The organism is Pseudomonas sp. SJZ078 (genome assembly GCF_007828255.1).
Classification (GTDB): domain Bacteria; phylum Pseudomonadota; class Gammaproteobacteria; order Pseudomonadales; family Pseudomonadaceae; genus Aquipseudomonas.
Genome location: NZ_VIUG01000031.1, coordinates 54771 through 74226 on the forward strand (window position 1 = coordinate 54771; position 19456 = coordinate 74226).

Sequence of the window (19456 nt, forward strand, 5' to 3'; positions counted from 1 at the left end):
GGGGTCGCTCCCATAGAAGCCAGGCTTGTTCGCGCCGTCAGCGGCGCGGTCCCGGAGCATTGGAGCGTCAAGCGAAACCTCTTTGCCAACAAAAATCGGCACGAGGCCTAACCTAGAGCCTTGAACGATTGGTGGCAAATGGCTATCTTTGCAGCTCACTTATCTAATCATCTATATCAATATTGGTTAGGTAATCGCTCCCTTAATAGCTGCGTCAGTCTTCATCGTTCGCGGCTGATTACCAAAGGAATGTCATGAATTCTTGGATCGCGAATATCAGCGTTATGCTCAAGTTGGCTTTGGGCTTTGCCGTTGTGCTGCTTCTGACCGCTGTCCTTGCCGCGACCGGCTGGTTCAGTCTGGGAAAAATGATCGAGCGCACTGATCGAATGACCAGCATTACCGAACTCGGCAACCGTCTTGATGAGTTGCGCACGGCTCGCTTGCAATACCAGCTGGACAAGGGCGATGAACAAAAGGGGGCACTGATCCAGGCGGCGCTGGAGCAGTTTGTCGCCAAGCAGAAAAGCCTCGCAACCGAGTTGAAGAAACCTGACAACCTGAAAAAACTTGCGCTGATCGAGCAGGCCAGCGCGCAGTATCAAGTGGCACTGAATACGATGCGTGAGGCTTATCGCAAAGACGCAGCCATGCGCAAGGAGATGGGGGTCAATGCGGTCAAGGGGGGCGCGCTGATTGCCAAGGTCATCAATGACGTAGAAGCAATGCCTGCTTCGGATGAGCGACGTTTCGAGTTGTACAGGATCATCCTCAAGGCCAAGGAGGACGTGGCGTTGGTGCGCTATGAAGTGCGTGGCTACACCGGCAACCCCAACAGCGCCACCGAACAAGCCGCCAGCCGCCAGATCGAAAATACGCTCAAGGGCATTGAAACCCTCAACGGCGCTTTCGGCCCGGCCTATGCCGACACCATCAAGCAGCTGGAAACCGCACTGATTGCTTACCGCCGTTCGGTGCAGGACTTCACCGCCAGCAACCAGGCCATTGGCAAGGCTGTGCAGGACACCATCGACTTGGGTGGCACCATTACCCGTCTGTCTGAAGAAATGTATGCCAGCCAACTGGTCTCCCGTGACGAAGACAGCGCCCAGGCCCGCATCCTGCAACTGAGCTGTACTGCCTTGGCGATGCTGTTGGGGATTCTTGCGGCCATGATCATCACTCGCCAGATTACGCGGCCGTTGCAGGACACATTGGCTGTGGTCGATCGCATTGCAGCAGGCGACCTCACGCAAGACATGGTCGTGACCCGTCGTGATGAACTGGGTGTCTTGCAGCAAGGTATCCAGCGCATGGGCGCCACGTTGCGCGACTTGATCGGTGGCATCCGCGATGGCGTCACTCAGATCGCCAGCGCCGCCGAAGAGTTATCGGCCGTCACCGAGCAGACCAGCGCCGGGGTTAATAGTCAGAAGACCGAGACCGACCAGGTGGCTACCGCCATGCACGAAATGTCGGCCACCGTGCATGAAGTCGCGCGTAATGCCGAACAGGCTTGCACGGTTGCCTCAGAGGCCGATGCACAGGCGCGTATTGGCGACCAGGTTGTCGCGCAGGCCATCGTTCAGATCGAGCGCTTGGCCAGCGAAGTCGGGCGCTCCGTCGACGCCATGGATGAGTTGGAACAAGAAAGCGCACGCATCGGCAAGATCATGGACGTGATCAAGGCGGTGGCTGAGCAGACCAACTTGCTGGCCCTTAACGCCGCCATTGAGGCTGCCCGCGCGGGTGACGCCGGGCGCGGATTTGCCGTGGTCGCCGACGAAGTACGTGGGCTGGCCCAGCGTACCCAGCATTCCACCGAAGAGATTGAAAGCCTGGTGGCGGGCTTGCAGAACGGCACACGCCAGGTGTCGAGCATCATGCGAAATAGCCGCGAACTGACCGATAGCAGCGTGGAATTGGCCGGCAAGGCTGGCGTCTCTCTGGGCAACATCACCCAGGCGGTTTCTGGCATCCAGGCCATGAACCAGCAGATTGCCGCTGCTGCGGTGCAACAAAGCTCGGTGGCCGAGGACATCAGCCGCAGTATCCTGAGCGTGCGCGATGTGTCCGAACAGACCGCCTCGGCCAGCGAAGAAACCGCCGCTTCCAGCGTCGAGCTGGCGCGCCTGGGTAACCAGTTGCAGCAACTGGTCAGTCACTTCAAAGTGTAAAAAAAACGGCAAAAAAAAGCCCCGAACCAGTCGGGGCTTCAAATCGTCGGCTTTGCGGTTAGTTTTTATCCGGTCCGCAAGGGCCGTTACTCATCGATCAGTGGAACTGCTCTTCTTCGGTCGAGCCGGTCAGTGCGGTCACCGACGAAGCGCCGCCCTGGATCACGGTGGTCATGTCGTCGAAGTAGCCGGTGCCCACTTCCTGTTGGTGAGCCACGAAGGTGTAGCCTTTCGCGGCGTCGGCGAACTCCTGCTCCTGCAGCTTCACATAGGCGGTCATGTCGTTGCGGGCGTAGTCGTGCGCCAGGTTGAACATGCTGTGCCACATGTTGTGAATGCCGGCCAGGGTGATGAATTGGTGCTTGTAGCCCATGGCGGACAGTTCGCGCTGGAATTTGGCGATGGTCGCGTCGTCCAGGTTTTTCTTCCAGTTGAAGGAAGGCGAGCAGTTGTACGACAGGATCTGGTCCGGGTATTCCTTTTTGATCGCTTCGGCGAAGCGACGAGCTTCGTCCAGGTCCGGTTTGGCGGTTTCGCACCAGATCAGGTCGGCGTACGGCGCGTAGGCCAGGCCACGAGCGATGGCCTGGTCGAGACCGGCGCGCACCTTGTAGAAGCCTTCCTGAGTGCGGGTACCTGTCACGAACGGCTGGTCGTACGGGTCGCAGTCGGAAGTCAGCAGGTCAGCGGCGTTGGCGTCGGTACGGGCCAGGATGATGGTCGGTACACCAGCAACGTCGGCGGCCAGACGGGCAGCGGTCAGCTTCTGCACGGCTTCCTGGGTCGGTACCAATACCTTGCCGCCCATGTGGCCGCATTTCTTCACCGAGGCCAGTTGGTCTTCGAAGTGAACGCCGGCGGCGCCTGCTTCGATCATGCTCTTCATCAGCTCGTAGGCGTTCAGGACGCCGCCGAAACCGGCTTCGGCGTCAGCCACGATCGGTGCGAAGTAGTCGATGTAGCCTTCATCGCCTGGATTCTTGCCGGCTTTCCACTGGATCTGGTCGGCGCGACGGAACGAGTTGTTGATGCGCTTGACCACGGTCGGAACCGAATCCACCGGGTACAGCGATTGGTCGGGGTACATCGACTCGGCGGAGTTGTTGTCCGCGGCCACTTGCCAGCCCGACAGGTAGATCGCCTGGATGCCGGCCTTGACTTGCTGTACGGCCTGGCCGCCGGTCAGGGCGCCCATGCAGTTGACGAAATCTTTCTCGGGACGGAAGGCTGGCTTGGCGCCCTGGGTCACCAGGTTCCACAGCTTTTCGGCGCCCATTTTCGCAAAGGTGTGCTCAGGTTGAACCGAGCCACGCAGGCGGACGACGTCAGCAGCGGAATAATTGCGCTTCACGCCTTTCCAGCGTGGGTTCTCAGCCCAGTCTTTTTCAAGGGCTGCAATTTGCTGTTCGCGTGTCAGTGCCATGGAAATAAACCTCGTCGCATCGTCGGGTGTGGAAGATTCCTGCTCCTGCCGATTCGCCAGTCATTGGCGAAGAAGGCTGCTCGCTGGCCAGGGGGCCGGGCGTACAAGTCGGTTCAGGCGGGGAGGCGACGGGATGAACGATGGGCTCGAGGGGAAAGTGAGCAGGTAGAGGCGGACTGCGGGCGCATTCGGGCGTCGTGGGCCCTGGTACGAACTCAGAGTGATGCCGGGTTACCTAGTTACGCTTCCGTCCCTCGGGACAACTTCGTTCCAGTCGCAACCTCGTCAAACACACCTTGTGGGCAGTACAGACACGGATCGGCTTGCGGGGTAGGTGCAAGCGGCGACCCGAAGGCCCTTGCCAGGGCCCCTGATTAGCGGGAGCGAGGCCATCATGCCTTCGGTTTTTTGGCTCGTCAAACGTTTTGTAGTGCTTTTTTTCAAGCACTACATCTTTGGTCTAATACGACTCATCAGTCAGTTTTTGGTGCTTCAGTTCAGGGTATCGACCTTAACCCGCAGAATCATGTCGTCGCGGCCTTGTGTCGAGTAGCTGCGGGTCAGGCCCTGTTTATCGGCCTGAGTCTGGCGATTCACGCCGGCCAAGGTGATCCATTCGCCCAGTCGGCCGCTGACCGTCGTGTCGGTGCTTTGAACGTTCACTACATCGGGACGTTCCTGGCTCATGCGGTCACGGTTGGTACTGATGCTCAGATGAACGGTCTCGCCGGTGACGCTCGCCGTGACATAGAAACCCTGAGTGACATTGCGGTATTCGGTCTGGCTTTGCATGCGCCCATAGGTGTCGGTCTGGCTGCTGGTGAACGGTACGCTCTGGCCCACCTGGATCAGCGCCGGCTGGCCTTCGCTGGCCTGCACCTGTTGCACGCCACCGTCACGGCTGGCCGTGCTGCGGTTGATGATGCGGGTCTGGCCGGGGGCGGCGCCGTTGATGGAGTAACCCTGGTCGCCTTGCAGGTTGTTCTCGTTGGTGTCGACCGTGATCAGCAGGCGCTTGGGCGCGGTGTCCAATTGCGCGAGGAATTCCCGCAGCTCTTCGATCTTGCCCGGGGCGGCGTTGACGATCAGTTGATTGCCATAGGCGCTGACCTGGCCGTCCTTGCCGATGAAGTTCTGCGCCACCGGAAGCAGGTCGGCGCTGGTGCGGTAGTTCAATGGCACGATTTGCGTGTCGGCCATGACCGACAGGCTACAACCGAGCAGCAGGGTGGCCAGGAGGGTGCGTAGCGACATTCCATTTCTCCGCGAGACAAAGGCTTGATATTGCCAGTTTGTCGGCCCAGGGTGGGGCAAGTTGAATGATAGACGGCAAAACGCCCCGGCATCGGGGATGGCGGGGCGTTTTGATGTGAGCTGAGTGATTACTTTGTGGCGAGGGGATTTGTGTCAGGCCGAGTGTCGCACCATGTCCACATGGGGAATCCCGGCTTCCAGGAATTCCTCGCTGACCACGGCAAAGCCCAGTCGCTCATAGAACGGCGTGGCATGCACCTGGGCGCTGAGCATCTGTTGCTTGAGCCCGCGTTTTTCGGCTTCGGCGATGACTGCATGCAACAGCGCGTCGCCCACCTTCAGACCGCGCCAGTCCTTGAGCACCGAGACCCGGCCAATGTGACCGTCGGTCAGCAGGCGGGCGGTGCCGATGGGGAAGTCGCCTTCGAAGGCGAGGAAATGCACCGCGCCCTGATCGTCGGCGTCCCATTCCAGCTCGGGCGGGACGGACTGCTCGACAATGAATACGCTCTCACGAATGCGCCGGATCTCGGCGTTTTCCTTTTGCCAGTCTGCGACACGAACGTGGATTTTATTCATCGGCGAACCCCAGGCTGCCTTGCTTGACCAGCTCATGGATCAGGCCGCGACCGTCTTCATCGGCCAGCCATGGGCTGAGGTTTTCAATGTGCAGGGCATCGGCCGCGCAGATCATTTTCAGTAGCTCGCGAAGCTTGCCCGGCAGGTAGCGGCTCTGGCCGCTGGCGAACAGCAGCAGGTCGTCATCGACTTCCGACCAGGCCAGGCGCGCGCTCGGGTTGCGGATGATCACGGCGCCCTGTTCCAGGCCGGCCAACAGGTCGTCCTCTTCCAGCTCGGGGCCTACCACCAATTCGGGGTAGCGCGGCTCCGTCATGAACTGGCCGAACCAGGTCAGCAGCAGGCGTTCGTCGCTCATGTGCTCGGCCAGCAGGCCCTTGAGGCGGTCGAGGGCGTCGTGTTGAATCTGGTGCGGATCGGCCACTGGGCGCGCATCGGCGTCGGTGTAGCGTTCTTCGTCCGGCAGGAACTGGCTGAGGAAGTCGGTGAAGTGGGTCAACACTTCGGCGGCGCTCGGTGCGCGGAAACCGACCGAGTAAGTCATGCAGTCATCCACGGCCACGCCGCAATGGGCCAGGCGCGGCGGCAGGTAGAGCATGTCACCCGGTTCCAGGACCCATTCGTCGGTGGCGTCGAAGTCGGCGAGGATGCGCAGGTCGGCATGGGGTAACAGCGGGCTGTGGGAGTCGCACATCTGGCCGATCTTCCAGTTGCGCTTGCCGTGGCCTTGCAGCAGGAACACGTCGTAGTTATCGAAGTGCGGACCGACGCTGCCACCTGGGGCGGCGAAGCTGATCATCACGTCGTCGATGCGCCAGCTCGGCAGGAAGCGGAAGTGTTCCAGCAGTTCGCTGACTTCCGGGACGAACTGGTCGACTGCCTGCACCAGCAGGGTCCAGTCGCGCTCCGGCAGTTTGCTGAATTCGTCTTCGGCGAACGGGCCGCGACGCAGTTCCCACGGGCGCTCGCCGTGCTCGAGCACCAGGCGCGATTCGACTTCTTCTTCCAAGGCCAGGCCGGCCAGCTCGTCGGCGTCGATCGGGCTTTCGAAGTCAGGAATCGCCTGGCGGATCAGCAGCGGCTTTTTCTGCCAGTAATCGCGCAGGAACTCCCGTGCCGTGATGCCGCCCAGGAGTTGCAGAGGAATGTCAGGATTCATGTGTAACCTATTGAAAAAATATACTTTTCAGACGCGAATAAAAACGCCCGGCGCGGCCGGGCCTCTCAAGGGTGCAACCGTGTATCAGATGCGCTTGGCTTGTGCCGCCGCATTGCCGATGTAGCTGGCCGGGGTCAGCTTCTTCAGCTCCGACTTAGCATCGGCAGGCATGTCCAGGCCGTCGATGAAAGTCTGCAGTGCTTCAGGGCTGATGCCCTTGCCACGGGTCAGTTCTTTCAGTTTTTCGTACGGGTTTTCGATGTTGTAGCGACGCATCACGGTCTGGATCGGTTCGGCGAGGACTTCCCAGCAGGCGTCCAGGTCGGCGGCGATCTTCTGTTCGTTCAGCTCCAGCTTGCCGATGCCCTTGAGGCTGGCTTCGTAGGCGATGACGCTGTGGGCAAAGCCCACGCCCAGGTTGCGCAGCACGGTGGAGTCGGTCAGGTCGCGCTGCCAGCGGGAGATTGGCAGTTTGCTCGCCAGGTGCTGGAACAGTGCGTTGGCGATGCCCAGGTTGCCTTCGGAGTTTTCGAAGTCGATCGGGTTGACCTTGTGCGGCATGGTCGAGGAACCGATTTCGCCGGCAATGGTGCGCTGCTTGAAGTAGCCCAGGGAGATGTAGCCCCAGATGTCGCGGTCGAAGTCGATCAGGATGGTGTTGAAGCGCGCGATCGCGTCGAACAGCTCGGCGATGTAGTCGTGCGGTTCGATCTGGGTGGTGTATGGGTTGAAGCTCAGACCCAATTCGTCTTCGATGAAGGCGCGGGCGTTGGCTTCCCAGTCGATCTGCGGGTAGGCCGACAAGTGGGCGTTGTAGTTGCCCACGGCGCCGTTGATCTTGCCCAGCAGCGGCACGGCGGCGACTTGGGCGATCTGGCGCTCCAGGCGATACACCACGTTGGCCAGCTCTTTGCCCAGGGTGGTCGGTGATGCCGGTTGACCATGGGTACGCGACAGCATCGGTACGTCGGCGAAGCGGATCGCCAGCTCGCGGATGGCCTGGGCGACCTGGCGCATCAGCGGCAGCATCACGTCGTCGCGGCCTTCACGCAGCATCAGGGCGTGGGACAGGTTGTTGATGTCCTCGCTGGTGCAGGCGAAGTGGATGAACTCGCTGACGTTGGCCAGTTCCGGCAGCTTGGCCGCCTGCTCCTTGAGCAGATATTCGATCGCCTTGACGTCGTGGTTGGTGGTGCGCTCGATCTCTTTGACGCGCTCGGCGTGCTCCAGCTCGAAGTTCTCCGCCAGGGCGTTGAGCACCGCGTTGGCTTCGGCCGAAAACGCCGGGACTTCGCCGATGGCGGGATGGGCGGCCAGGCGCTGGAGCCAGCGCACTTCAACCAGGACGCGGGCACGGATCAGGCCGTACTCGCTGAAAATCGGGCGCAGGGCCTGGGTTTTGCCGGCGTAGCGGCCGTCTACAGGGGAAACCGCAGTGAGCGAAGAGAGCTGCATGGGGTGTTCTCGGACAGTCGGGCAACGAAATGGGGCGCGTATCATACATGAAAACAATCGCCGGTCCGTCGCCAACTGACCGGCGTATTACGCGTAATGAAGCAAAAAAATGGGTTGAGGCGACTTATTCGTTGCGCATCAACGGGTAAAGCTCTTTCAGCAATTTGCGTCGGCTGATCACCAGCTGCCAGCGATGCCCGCCCAGTTGTCGCCACAGGCGTGCCGAACGAATGCCCGCCAGTAATAGCGCGCGAATTTTCGAGGCGTTGCTCGGTTGCTGCAGGTTGCGCATGTCGCCGTGGACCTGGATACGCTGGCGCAGGGTGCTCAGGGTGTCCTGGTACAGCGCGCCGCAGGCAGCGATGACGTTTTCATGGGAGGGGCCGAAATGCTCGACCTGGGACTGGATCTGCGGCAGGCGCTTGCCGATGGTGTCCAGCAGGTCGTCGCGCTTGGCGAGCTGGCGTTCAAGGCCCAGCATCGACAGGGCATAGCGCAGCGGCTCGCGTTGCAGGGCGCTGGGGTCGCGCTCCAGGGCACCGATCAACGCGCGATAGCCTTCGCGCAGGTTCAGGTCGTCACCACCATAGACTTCCAGGGTGTCCTTGGGGTCGCGTACCAGCAGGCTGCCGAGCATGCAGCTCAGGCCCGCCTCGGAGGTCTGGCCGGTCTTGGCGATCCGGTCCACCAGCACGGCGGCGAGAAACACACCGCCCAGCGCTGTCAGCTGTTCCTGGGTCGGGCTCATGCCTTGCTGCTCCACGGCTCTGCGACTTCGATCACGCCGCCGCCCAGGCAGATTTCACCGTCGTAGAACACCACGGACTGGCCGGGCGTCACCGCCCGTTGTGGATCATCGAAGGTGGCGCGGTAGCCTGCGGCGGTCTTTTCCAGGGTGCAAGGCTGGTCGCTCTGGCGATAGCGCACCTTGGCCGTCAGGCGGCGCGGCTCGCTCAGGTCGATCGGGTTGACCCAATAGATGTCGGAGGCGAGCAGGGCGCGGGAAAACAGCCAGGGATGGTCGTTGCCCTGGCCGACAATCAGCTCGTTGTGCTCCAGGTCCTTGATCAGCACGTACCACGGCTCTTCGCCGGCGTCTTTCAGCCCGCCGATGCCCAGGCCCTGGCGTTGGCCGATGGTGTGGTACATCAGGCCGTGGTGGCGACCGATGACTTCGCCTTCAGTCGTCTTGATCTCGCCCGGCTGGGCTGGCAGGTATTGCTTGAGAAAGTCGCTGAAACGGCGCTCGCCAATGAAGCAGATCCCGGTGGAGTCCTTCTTCTTGGCGGTGGCAAGTTGGTGCTTTTCAGCGATCGCGCGCACTTCGGGCTTTTCCAGTTCGCCTACCGGGAACAGGGTCTTGGCGATCTGCTCGCCACCGACGGCATGCAGGAAGTAGCTCTGGTCCTTGTTCGGGTCCAGGCCCTTGAGTAACTCGGTGCGGCCGTCGACATCGCGGCGGCGCACGTAGTGACCGGTGGCGATCAGGTCGGCGCCCAGCATCATTGCGTAGTCGAGGAACGCCTTGAACTTGATTTCGCGGTTGCAGAGGATGTCCGGGTTCGGCGTGCGCCCGGCCTTGTATTCGGCCAGGAAGTGCTCGAACACGTTGTCCCAGTACTCGGCGGCGAAGTTGGCGGTGTGCAGCTTGATACCGATCCGGTCGCACACGGCCTGGGCGTCCGCGAGGTCGTCCATGGCGGTGCAGTATTCGGTTCCGTCGTCTTCTTCCCAGTTCTTCATGAACAGGCCTTCCACCTCATAACCCTGCTCGATCAGCAGAAGGGCGGAAACGGAGGAGTCCACGCCGCCGGACATGCCGACAATAACGCGCTTCTTGGTGGTGCCGGAAGGAGCTGGATCACGCATAGGGATTCAATGAGTGTCTTGAAAAAGGACGCGATTCTATCAGGCCCGGGCGCGCAAGGCTAAAGGGAAGGACGGATCAGTGCCAGGCTGTGGCGATGGCCGGCCAGATAATCGTCGATGCAGCGGATGATCAGCTCGCTGCGCCAATGATTGCGCTGTTCGAGCAGTTCGTCGCGGGTCAGCCAGCGGGCGCCCAGGATGCCATCGTCCAGTTGATAGTCGGGGTGGTGCTTGAGGGCTTTGGCGGCGAAGCAGACCCGCTGGTAGGTCACGCCATTGCTGGGAGCGGTGTACAGGTAGATGCCGACCACGCTGGTGGGCTCGACGTCCCATCCGGTTTCTTCCAGGGTTTCGCGCACGGCGGCTTCGACCAGGGTCTCGTCCGGGTCCAGGTGGCCGGCGGGCTGATTGAGCACCGCGCGCCCGCCCTTGGATTCTTCCACCATAAGGAAGCGGCCGTTGTCCTCGACGATGGTGGCGACGGTGATGTGGGGTTGCCAGTCCATGGGGTTCCTCTATTGCTCGGGTTGGGCCTCTGTGGGAGCGGGCTTGCCCGCGAAGGCGCAGTGTCGGTCAGTGAATGTGTTGGATGATATACCGCTTTCGCGAGCAAGCCCGCTCCCACAGGGATTTTCCGGTGTTTACAAATGCTGCGTCCGCTGCTGCCCTGTGGCAGCGAGCCTGCTCGCGATAACGGCCGGTCGGTCGAAACTAAAGAGCGATGCATATCGCATTCGGATAATATTTGTCGAGGTAAGGAAAGTCCCGTATGTCACAAAGTTTGCCTGTGCCTCTAAATGATTTGATTGTCATGGTTACCTGTTTTTTTGACGTGTCGTGGTTAAATTCGATGACGGCAGTTGCATCCGAAAATCCGTCTTCTATAGTCAGGGTCGTTACGCCAGGTGGATAGCTTTTGTCCGGTGTCAGGTAGAGATCGGTAGACATCGTTCCTACGAATTTGTCGATTTTGCCCATTTCTCCTGGTGGGTACTCTTGGTATACATCGCAGCCTGAAAGATAGAGCGTGACGTTACCTAAAAAAGAAAATTTGTCCGTGGGGTTGATAACGACCGGTAAGGCTGTTTTTTTCGGGGCAGGAAGTACGGGACTGGTTGAGGGATGTTTGACGACCTGGTCATTGATTTGTACCTCGAGCCATCCGTCCTCATCTGGCTTTTGGTCGATTTCTTTACCGGGTATGCGCATTTCAAGCTGAATTAACCCTGGGAAGTCCTCGAAAACAATAGACGGGGCCCTGACGCTTGCGCCGGGTGAGTTGGTTGAGTAGATAACTTGATTTCCGAATTTATTTAAATTGAATGTGTATGTGGTATCTGGGCTTGTAAAGTTTAGTTGTTGCGTGGCGGGGGTGTAGTTATATATCTGTCCATGGCGATTGGGGCGGATGTCTGTAGAGCAGCGTATGGCGTAATGGTCGGGGAATTCCTCTATTTTAGGGTATTCAAAAGGCTCATCAAGGCCCTCTCTCCTGAATAGAGTGGGAGTGCCTCGCAGTTGTTGGCGGTCTAAATTTCCAATTGAGAAGGGTATTTGGGCGTTCATAATGACTTGCGCAGTCTTTTTCACGGTGTATTTCCTCGGTCTAGGAGTCAGGTAGTGAGTTTTAAGTGCGTATTTTTCGCAGAAAACTCAAACCACCTAAGGGCTGCTATCGCTACGTAGCCGATTTCAGCAATCCGGTTTCGCTCACTTGAGGTCGATACACCTGCAGGCAATCAGAATGACGCCCGATCTGACGCTCTCTCGTTCTCTTGCCGAGACATCTCGCATCCGCCAAAGGTTGAAAGAGCTGTGTTCGGGTCACGCCGAGGCTTTCAACGCTGATGGTTACTTCATGCGCCTTCAGTGAAGAGGCGTACTTAGAACGATGCTTTCAAGGCTAGGCTGCCTCGTTGTTCTGTCAAGCCAGACGCGGGTAGTCAAATGTGGGAGCGGGCTTGCTCGCGAAGGCAGAGTATCAGCCAATGAAGATGTCGGATGATAAGCCGCTTTCGCGAGCAAGCCCGCTCCCACAGGGAAAAGATGGTATGCCTGGAAACACAAACCCCGGCACAAGGCCGGGGTTCGTGGTGCTTCCTTACAACCTTATACCAGCGCAGCGATTGCCGCGTTGAAGGTGGCGCTCGGACGCATGGCCTTGCTGGTCAGCTCGGGATTGGCGAAGTAGTAACCGCCGATGTCCACCGGCTTGCCTTGAACGGCGTTGAGCTCGGCAACGATCTTCTCTTCGTTGTCGGTCAGCGTCTTGGCCAGGGTGGTGAACTGCGCCTTGAGGGCTGCGTCGTCATCCTGGGCGGCCAGTGCCTGGGCCCAGAACAGGGTCAGGTAGAAGTGGCTGCCACGGTTGTCGATACCGCCGACCTTGCGCGAAGGCGACTTGTTGCGGTCCAGGAACTCGCCAGTCGCCTGGTCGAGGGTCTTGGCCAGCACCAGGGCTTTCGGGTTGTTGTAGGTCACGCCCAGGTGTTCCAGGGAAGCGGCCAAGGCCAGGAACTCGCCCAGGGAATCCCAACGCAGGAAGTTCTCTTCCAGCAGTTGTTGAACGTGCTTCGGCGCGGAACCGCCAGCGCCGGTTTCGAACAGGCCACCGCCGTTCATCAGCGGCACGATGGACAGCATCTTGGCGCTGGTGCCCAGTTCCATGATCGGGAATAGGTCGGTCAGGTAGTCACGCAATACGTTGCCGGTCACCGAAATGGTGTCCTTGCCTTCGCGGGTGCGAGCCAGGGTGAATTTCATCGCGTCGACGGGCGACATGATGCGAATGTCCAGGCCGCTGGTGTCGTGGTCCTTCAGGTAGGTCTGGACTTTCTCGATGACGACGCCGTCATGGGCGCGCATCGGGTCCAGCCAGAAGATGGCCGGGGTGTCGCTGGCGCGGGCACGGTTGACGGCCAGCTTGACCCAATCCTGGATCGGCGCGTCCTTGGTCTGGCACATGCGGAAGATGTCGCCGGCCTCGACGTTCTGCTCCAGCAGGGTGCGACCGTTGCTGTCCGAGACACGGACCACGCCGTCGGCCTTGATCTGGAAGGTCTTGTCGTGGGAGCCATACTCTTCGGCTTTCTTGGCCATCAGGCCGACGTTCGGTACGCTGCCCATGGTGGTCGGGTCGAAGGCGCCGTTGGCCTTGCAGTCTTCGATCACTGCCTGGTAGATGGTGGCGTAGCAGCGATCCGGAATCACGGCCTTGGTGTCGTGCAACTGGCCGTCGGTGCCCCACATCTTGCCGGAGTCACGGATCATGGCCGGCATCGAGGCGTCGACGATGACGTCGCTCGGTACGTGCAGGTTGGTGATGCCCTTGTCGGAGTTGACCATCGCCAGGGATGGGCGCACCGCGTAGACCGCCTGGATGTCAGCTTCGATCTGCGCCTGCTGCTCGGCCGGCAGGGCCTTGATGCGGGCGTACAGATCGCCAATGCCGTTGTTCAGGTTGAAGCCGATCTGCTCCAGCACCTGAGCGTGCTTGGCCAGGGCGTCCTTATAGAACTCGGCGACGATCTGGCCGAACATGATCGGGTCGGAGACCTTCATCATGGTGGCCTTGAGGTGAACCGACAGCAGTACGCCTTTTTCCTTGGCGTCTTCGATTTCGGCGGCGATGAAGTTGCGCAGGGCATTCTTGCTCATCACGGCGCAGTCGAGGATCTCACCGGCTTGTACGGTGGTCTTTTCCTTCAGGACGGTGGCGGTGCCATCCTGGGCGATCAGCTCGATTTTCACGCTGCCGGCGGCGTCGATCAGGGCGGCTTTTTCGCTGCCGTAGAAATCGCCGGTGCTCATGTGGGCCACATGGGATTTGGAGTCGGCTGTCCAGGCGCCCATCTTGTGCGGGTGCTTGCGGGCATAGTTCTTGACCGACAGCGGTGCGCGGCGGTCGGAGTTGCCTTCACGCAGGACCGGGTTCACGGCGCTGCCCTTGACCTTGTCGTAGCGGGCCTTGGCTTCTTTGTCGGCTTCGCTGGTCACGGTTTCCGGGTAGTCCGGCAGTGCGTAGCCCTGGGCCTGCAATTCCTTGATCGCGGCCTGCAGTTGCGGCACCGAGGCGCTGATGTTCGGCAGCTTGATGATGTTGGCTTCAGGCGTAACGGCCAGGTCGCCCAGTTCGGCTAGGTGGTCGGCTACGGCTTTGTCACCCAGTTGCTCGGGGAAGCTGGCCAGGATGCGCCCTGCGAGGGAGATATCGCGGGTTTCCACGGCGATATCGGCCGAAGCGGTGAAGGCTTCGACGATTGGCAGCAGCGAATAGGTGGCGAGGGCGGGCGCTTCGTCGGTGAAGGTATAGATGATCTTCGAGCGGGTGGGCATATTCGGATTAACTCTCTTCTTTGCTAAAGCATGCGCAGAAACTCGAGGGGCGCCGGGTAAGCGCGTTCGTTCAAAGTCAGCCGTGAGCCGAATGTCGAGGTTTCTTCGCGGTGATGTTGGGTGCATCAGTCGAGCGTCAAGCGGTCGGGCCGCGGTAACGGTCCGGCTTTATAACTGGCGGGAAGGCTCTTGGTAGAGCAGTCAGCCGTCGTGACCCTGCGGTCAGCGGCGGCATTATACATAGGTAGCTGGCAATCTGCCGATGGTTCATAGACCTCCGTACACGTCCATTGGTCTAAACGTCGCAGGCCCAGAGGTATGGGCTATGCTCACATTTGGCGCTTTTCCCTTGTTTTTCAGGCTTGTACACGGCGAACTGGGCGAGTTTCCCGCCGATGGGTCTAACGTAGGGTTTGCGCGTCGATTCAACTGGGGTACGCTCGAACGCAGCCAGATGTTCAATCCAAGCAATGGAGTTCAGCATGGGGTATCAAAAGATTCAGGTTCCAGCCGTCGGTGACAAAATCACCGTCAATGCAGACCATTCTCTTAATGTTCCCGACAACCCGATCATCCCCTTCATCGAAGGCGACGGCATTGGCGTCGACATCAGCCCGGTCATGATCAAGGTTGTGGACGCTGCGGTGCAGAAGGCCTACGGCGGCAAGCGCAAGATTTCCTGGATGGAGGTCTATGCTGGTGAAAAAGCCACCCAGGTCTATGACCAGGACACCTGGCTTCCCCAGGAAACCCTGGATGCGGTCAAGGACTATGTGGTTTCCATCAAGGGTCCCCTGACCACGCCGGTCGGCGGCGGTATCCGTTCGTTGAACGTGGCCCTGCGTCAGCAGTTGGACCTGTATGTCTGCCTGCGCCCGGTGCGCTGGTTCGAAGGCGTACCGAGTCCGGTGAAGAAGCCTGGCGACGTGGACATGACGATTTTCCGTGAGAACTCCGAAGACATTTATGCGGGCATCGAGTGGAAGGCCGGTTCGGCGGAGGCCACCAAGGTCATCAAGTTCCTGAAAGAAGAAATGGGCGTCACCAAGATCCGTTTCGACGAAGATTGCGGCATCGGCGTCAAGCCGGTTTCCAAGCAGGGCACCAAGCGCCTGGCCCGCAAGGCCTTGCAATATGTGGTCGACAATGATCGCGAGTCCCTGACCATCGTACACAAAGGCAACATCATGAAGTTCACCGAAGGTGCCTTCAAGGAGTGGGCCTACGAAGTGGCTGCCGAGGAGTTCGGCGCGACCCTGCTCGATGGCGGGCCGTGGATGCAATTCAAGAATCCGAAGACCGGCAAGAACGTGGTCGTCAAGGACGCCATCGCCGATGCGATGCTCCAGCAGATCCTGTTGCGTCCGGCTGAATACGACGTGATCGCAACCCTGAACCTCAATGGCGACTACCTCTCCGACGCCCTGGCGGCGGAGGTGGGCGGTATTGGTATCGCGCCGGGTGCCAACCTCTCCGACACCGTGGCGATGTTCGAAGCGACCCACGGCACCGCGCCCAAGTATGCGGGCAAGGACCAGGTCAACCCGGGATCGCTGATCCTGTCGGCAGAAATGATGCTGCGTCACATGGGCTGGACCGAAGCGGCCGACCTGATCATCAAGGGCACCAATGGCGCGATTTCGGCCAAGACCGTGACCTATGACTTCGAACGCCTGATGGAAGGCGCCAAGCTGGTATCGTCCTCGGGCTTCGGCGATGCCTTGATCTCACACATGTAAGCGGATCGACGCGCATAAAAAGACGCCCGGCTCGAGTGATCGAGCCGGGCGTCTTTTTTGACCGATGACTACAGCAGGTCAATGGGTTTCAGTGACTCTGGTTTTGACTTTGACTTTTTCGGGGGCAGAGGTGCTTTCGACCTCGACCGGCGAAATATTGACCGCATGCAGCCCCTTGGGGCCCTGGATCACTTCGAATGTGACAGGTTGCCCGGCCTTCAGGGTTTTGTAGCCTTCCATCCTGATGGCCGAGAAATGCGCGAAAAGGTCTTCATCCCTGCCAGACGCCAGAATAAAGCCGTAGCCCTTGGCGTTGTTGAACCATTTCACCTTGCCACTCATCTTGACGACCGACATAGACCATTTCCCTCTGCAACGCACTCCATCACTGGAGTATCATCCAGTTCATCCGCAATCTAATCTTGTTTTAAGGATCGATTCCACGGACCTTTTTAACCCACGATGGGCTCTATTGGTTGTAACACCGTTTTGCCGATAGTCAAGGTGACCTGGCAGCGGCGGTTGAAATCGCCAGCCAATGCCCCCATCACTGTATTTGCCAACTAAACGAACCTTTCTTTCCATGCATGCAATCAGCCAGATTCGACTAACATTCAATCAGGATCGCCCGGATCTACACGACGACGATTCCGCAGGCATTGCTGTTCAGGAAGCAAAGCCTACGTTGCAGGCGCCACCGATGTACAAGGTGGTTTTGTTCAACGATGACTACACACCGATGGATTTCGTCGTCGAAGTGCTCGAGGTGTTTTTTAACCTGAATCGCGAGCTGGCGACCAAGGTCATGCTGGCCGTTCATACAGAGGGACGGGCAGTGTGTGGAGTGTTTACCCGCGACATTGCCGAAACAAAGGCCATGCAGGTCAACCAGTACGCCCGGGAAAGCCAGCATCCGCTACTCTGTGAAATCGAGAAGGACGGTTAACGCCGACCACTTGGGTATGAGGTGAAGCCATGTTAAACCGCGAGCTCGAAGTCACCCTCAATCTAGCCTTCAAGGAGGCCCGTTCGAAGCGTCATGAATTCATGACCGTCGAGCACCTGCTGCTGGCCCTACTGGATAACGAGGCTGCCGCCACCGTATTGCGTGCCTGTGGCGCGAACCTCGATAAACTCAAGCATGATCTGCAGGAGTTCATTGACTCCACCACGCCATTGATCCCCGTCCATGACGAGGATCGCGAAACCCAGCCAACCCTGGGCTTCCAGCGTGTCCTGCAACGTGCTGTCTTTCATGTGCAGAGCTCGGGCAAGCGTGAGGTCACCGGTGCCAACGTGCTGGTCGCCATCTTCAGCGAGCAGGAAAGCCAGGCGGTCTTCCTGCTCAAGCAGCAGAGCGTTGCGCGCATAGATGTCGTCAACTACATCGCCCATGGCATTTCCAAGGTGCCGGGGCATGGCGATCATTCCGAAGGTGAACAGGATATGCAGGACGAGGAGGGTGGTGAGTCTTCTTCTTCGGGCAATCCGCTGGATGCCTATGCCAGCAACCTGAACGAACTGGCGCGTCAGGGGCGTATCGATCCGTTGGTCGGACGCGAAGTCGAGGTCGAGCGCGTTGCGCAGATCCTGGCCCGGCGTCGCAAGAACAACCCGTTGTTGGTGGGCGAGGCGGGCGTGGGTAAAACCGCGATTGCCGAAGGCCTGGCCAAGCGCATCGTCGACAACCAGGTGCCGGACCTGCTGGCCAACAGCGTGGTGTATTCCCTCGACCTGGGTGCCCTGCTGGCCGGTACCAAGTACCGCGGCGATTTCGAGAAGCGCTTCAAGGCGCTGTTGGGCGAGTTGAAGAAACGTCCGCAGGCGATCCTGTTCATTGACGAAATCCACACCATCATCGGTGCGGGTGCCGCGTCCGGCGGGGTCATGGATGCCTCGAACCTGCTCAAGCCGCTGCTGTCGTCGGGCGATATCCGTTGCATCGGGTCGACCACTTTCCAGGAGTTCCGCGGGATCTTCGAGAAGGACCGTGCCCTGGCCCGGCGTTTCCAGAAAGTCGACGTCTCGGAGCCTTCGGTGGAAGACACCATCGGTATCCTGCGCGGCCTGAAGGGGCGTTTCGAGCTGCACCACAGTATCGAGTACAGCGATGAAGCCCTGCGGGCCGCGGCGGAATTGGCCTCGCGCTACATCAACGACCGGCACATGCCGGACAAGGCTATCGACGTGATCGACGAGGCGGGTGCCTATCAGCGCCTGCAGCCGGTAGAGAAGCGCGTCAAGCGCATCGAAGTGCCTCAGGTCGAGGACATCGTGGCGAAGATCGCACGTATTCCGCCCAAGCACGTCACCAGTTCCGACAAAGAGCTGCTGCGTAACCTTGAGCGTGACCTGAAGCTGACGGTGTTCGGCCAGGATGCGGCAATCGACTCGCTGTCGACCGCCATCAAGCTGTCCCGCGCCGGCCTCAAGTCGCCGGACAAGCCGGTCGGCTCCTTCCTGTTCGCCGGTCCAACCGGTGTCGGCAAGACCGAGGCTGCACGGCAGCTGGCCAAGGCGATGGGCATCGAGCTGGTGCGCTTCGACATGTCCGAGTACATGGAGCGCCACACTGTTTCGCGTCTGATTGGTGCGCCTCCAGGGTATGTCGGGTTCGACCAGGGCGGCCTGCTGACCGAAGCCATCACCAAGCAGCCCCACTGCGTGCTGTTGCTCGATGAAATCGAGAAAGCGCATCCGGAAGTCTTCAACCTGCTCCTGCAGGTCATGGACCACGGTACGCTCACCGATAACAACGGGCGCAAGGCGGACTTCCGCAACGTGATCGTGATCATGACCACGAACGCCGGTGCCGAAACCGCGGCGCGCGCTTCGATCGGCTTCACCCATCAGGACCATTCGTCCGATGCGATGGAAGTGATCAAGAAGAGCTTCACGCCTGAGTTCCGCAACCGTCTGGACACCATCATCCAGTTTGGTCGCCTCAGCCATGAGGTCATCAAGAGCGTGGTGGACAAGTTCCTCACCGAACTCCAGGCGCAGCTCGAAGACAAGCGTGTGTTGCTGGAAGTCACCGATGCGGCCCGCAGCTGGCTGGCAGAGGGCGGTTACGATGTGACGATGGGCGCGCGGCCGATGGCTCGCTTGATCCAGGACAAGATCAAGCGTCCGCTGGCCGAGGAAATCCTCTTTGGCGAACTGGCCGAGCATGGCGGTGTGGTTCACATCGACATCAAGGACGGCGAGCTGACCTTCGACTTCGAAACCACGGCCGAAATGGCCTGATCGAAACCTGTAATAAGCAGAAAGGCGCCGGAAGGCGCCTTTTTGCTTATCCTGGGAAAAACACTGCCCTGTGGAAGCGGGCTTGTGGTGCTTATCAAATTCCAGGCAAACAAAAACGCCCGGTATAAGCCGTAATGCTGTTCACTTAAGCATTTGAGTCCAAGCCGGGCTTTCTAGAAAATCCGATACCAGTCCTCTGGTATCGGATTTTTTATGCCCA

General features: G+C 59.6%; 15 protein-coding genes and 1 pseudogene. 5 read left to right on the top strand and 11 right to left on the bottom strand.

Going from position 1 to position 19456, the window contains the following annotated elements; all coding sequences use genetic code 11:
- Nucleotides 1-389: 389 nt before the first annotated feature.
- Both FBY02_RS28870 and FBY02_RS28875 read left to right on the top strand, forming a co-directional pair.
- Nucleotides 390-1274 (top strand): annotated as a pseudogene (locus tag FBY02_RS28870) (methyl-accepting chemotaxis protein); the annotation flags it as partial.
- Between the two features lie 198 nt (nucleotides 1275-1472).
- Nucleotides 1473-2177: a methyl-accepting chemotaxis protein gene (locus FBY02_RS28875; RefSeq protein ID WP_371921435.1), complete on the top strand. Its 705-nt coding sequence runs from the start codon at nucleotides 1473-1475 to the stop codon at nucleotides 2175-2177.
- Between the two features lie 97 nt (nucleotides 2178-2274).
- Here the strand turns inward: FBY02_RS28875 and aceA are convergent, their stop codons facing one another.
- The 10 genes from aceA to FBY02_RS22725 all read right to left on the bottom strand — a co-directional run bounded on the left by aceA (nucleotide 2275) and on the right by FBY02_RS22725 (nucleotide 14251).
- Entirely contained in the window at nucleotides 2275-3600 is a 1326-nt protein-coding gene (aceA, locus tag FBY02_RS22670) for an isocitrate lyase (protein ID WP_144930349.1), read from the bottom strand.
- Between the two features lie 492 nt (nucleotides 3601-4092).
- Nucleotides 4093-4854 (bottom strand): secretin N-terminal domain-containing protein, encoded by a 762-nt coding sequence (locus FBY02_RS22675; RefSeq protein ID WP_144930350.1) that lies wholly within the window; start codon nucleotides 4852-4854, stop codon nucleotides 4093-4095.
- 153 nt (nucleotides 4855-5007) lie between these two features.
- Nucleotides 5008-5433, bottom strand: a complete 426-nt coding sequence (locus FBY02_RS22680) for a GNAT family N-acetyltransferase (protein WP_144930351.1) — start codon at nucleotides 5431-5433, stop codon at nucleotides 5008-5010.
- Entirely contained in the window at nucleotides 5426-6592 is a 1167-nt protein-coding gene (locus FBY02_RS22685) for a cupin domain-containing protein (protein ID WP_144930352.1), read from the bottom strand. Before FBY02_RS22685 ends, FBY02_RS22680 begins: the two co-directional genes overlap by 8 nt.
- Before the next feature lie 84 nt (nucleotides 6593-6676).
- Nucleotides 6677-8047: an adenylosuccinate lyase gene (purB, locus tag FBY02_RS22690; RefSeq protein WP_144930353.1), complete on the bottom strand. Its 1371-nt coding sequence runs from the start codon at nucleotides 8045-8047 to the stop codon at nucleotides 6677-6679.
- Nucleotides 8048-8171: 124 nt separating this feature from the next.
- Nucleotides 8172-8795 carry a high frequency lysogenization protein HflD gene (gene hflD / locus FBY02_RS22695; protein ID WP_041021067.1) on the bottom strand — a complete coding sequence of 208 codons (624 nt, stop codon included), beginning with the start codon at nucleotides 8793-8795 and terminating at the stop codon, nucleotides 8172-8174.
- On the bottom strand, nucleotides 8792-9916 hold the full coding sequence (mnmA, locus tag FBY02_RS22700; protein ID WP_144930354.1) for a tRNA 2-thiouridine(34) synthase MnmA: 1125 nt from the start codon (nucleotides 9914-9916) through the stop codon (nucleotides 8792-8794). Before mnmA ends, hflD begins: the two co-directional genes overlap by 4 nt.
- A 59-nt stretch (nucleotides 9917-9975) precedes the next feature.
- On the bottom strand, nucleotides 9976-10422 hold the full coding sequence (locus FBY02_RS22705; RefSeq protein WP_144930355.1) for an NUDIX hydrolase: 447 nt from the start codon (nucleotides 10420-10422) through the stop codon (nucleotides 9976-9978).
- Between the two features lie 205 nt (nucleotides 10423-10627).
- A complete protein-coding gene (locus tag FBY02_RS22715) occupies nucleotides 10628-11506 on the bottom strand; it encodes a hypothetical protein (protein WP_144930356.1) in 879 nt (292 codons plus the stop codon).
- Between the two features lie 519 nt (nucleotides 11507-12025).
- Nucleotides 12026-14251: an NADP-dependent isocitrate dehydrogenase gene (locus FBY02_RS22725; RefSeq protein WP_144930358.1), complete on the bottom strand. Its 2226-nt coding sequence runs from the start codon at nucleotides 14249-14251 to the stop codon at nucleotides 12026-12028.
- A 482-nt stretch (nucleotides 14252-14733) separates the two neighbouring features.
- Here FBY02_RS22725 and icd point away from each other — a divergent pair, with 482 nt between their 5' ends.
- On the top strand, nucleotides 14734-15990 hold the full coding sequence (gene icd / locus FBY02_RS22735) for an NADP-dependent isocitrate dehydrogenase (protein ID WP_144930360.1): 1257 nt from the start codon (nucleotides 14734-14736) through the stop codon (nucleotides 15988-15990).
- 78 nt (nucleotides 15991-16068) lie between these two features.
- Here the strand turns inward: icd and cspD are convergent, their stop codons facing one another.
- Nucleotides 16069-16332, bottom strand: coding sequence for a cold shock domain-containing protein CspD (gene cspD / locus FBY02_RS22740; protein WP_256662562.1), 264 nt, complete (start codon nucleotides 16330-16332; stop codon nucleotides 16069-16071).
- 241 nt (nucleotides 16333-16573) lie between these two features.
- On the opposite strand from cspD, the gene clpS reads away from it, so the two are divergent.
- Nucleotides 16574-16936, top strand: coding sequence for an ATP-dependent Clp protease adapter ClpS (gene clpS, locus FBY02_RS22745; RefSeq protein ID WP_041023703.1), 363 nt, complete (start codon nucleotides 16574-16576; stop codon nucleotides 16934-16936).
- A gap of 29 nt (nucleotides 16937-16965) precedes the next feature.
- Nucleotides 16966-19236: an ATP-dependent Clp protease ATP-binding subunit ClpA gene (clpA, locus tag FBY02_RS22750; RefSeq protein WP_041023702.1), complete on the top strand. Its 2271-nt coding sequence runs from the start codon at nucleotides 16966-16968 to the stop codon at nucleotides 19234-19236.
- The last annotated feature ends 220 nt before the right edge of the window (nucleotides 19237-19456 follow it).

Bases quoted from the DNA above. Each gene is read 5' to 3' on its own strand.
- cspD (WP_256662562.1), bottom strand. From the start codon at position 16,332: ATGAGTGGCAAGGTGAAATGGTTCAACAACGCCAAGGGCTACGGCTTT.
- FBY02_RS28875 (WP_371921435.1), top strand. From the start codon at position 1,473: ATGTCGGCCACCGTGCATGAAGTCGCGCGTAATGCCGAACAGGCTTGC.
- icd (WP_144930360.1), top strand. From the start codon at position 14,734: ATGGGGTATCAAAAGATTCAGGTTCCAGCCGTCGGTGACAAAATCACC.
- purB (WP_144930353.1), bottom strand. From the start codon at position 8,047: ATGCAGCTCTCTTCGCTCACTGCGGTTTCCCCTGTAGACGGCCGCTAC.
- hflD (WP_041021067.1), bottom strand. From the start codon at position 8,795: ATGAGCCCGACCCAGGAACAGCTGACAGCGCTGGGCGGTGTGTTTCTC.
- mnmA (WP_144930354.1), bottom strand. From the start codon at position 9,916: ATGCGTGATCCAGCTCCTTCCGGCACCACCAAGAAGCGCGTTATTGTC.
- aceA (WP_144930349.1), bottom strand. From the start codon at position 3,600: ATGGCACTGACACGCGAACAGCAAATTGCAGCCCTTGAAAAAGACTGG.
- FBY02_RS22705 (WP_144930355.1), bottom strand. From the start codon at position 10,422: ATGGACTGGCAACCCCACATCACCGTCGCCACCATCGTCGAGGACAAC.
- FBY02_RS22685 (WP_144930352.1), bottom strand. From the start codon at position 6,592: ATGAATCCTGACATTCCTCTGCAACTCCTGGGCGGCATCACGGCACGG.
- clpA (WP_041023702.1), top strand. From the start codon at position 16,966: ATGTTAAACCGCGAGCTCGAAGTCACCCTCAATCTAGCCTTCAAGGAG.
- FBY02_RS22680 (WP_144930351.1), bottom strand. From the start codon at position 5,433: ATGAATAAAATCCACGTTCGTGTCGCAGACTGGCAAAAGGAAAACGCC.
- FBY02_RS22675 (WP_144930350.1), bottom strand. From the start codon at position 4,854: ATGTCGCTACGCACCCTCCTGGCCACCCTGCTGCTCGGTTGTAGCCTG.
- clpS (WP_041023703.1), top strand. From the start codon at position 16,574: ATGCATGCAATCAGCCAGATTCGACTAACATTCAATCAGGATCGCCCG.
- FBY02_RS22725 (WP_144930358.1), bottom strand. From the start codon at position 14,251: ATGCCCACCCGCTCGAAGATCATCTATACCTTCACCGACGAAGCGCCC.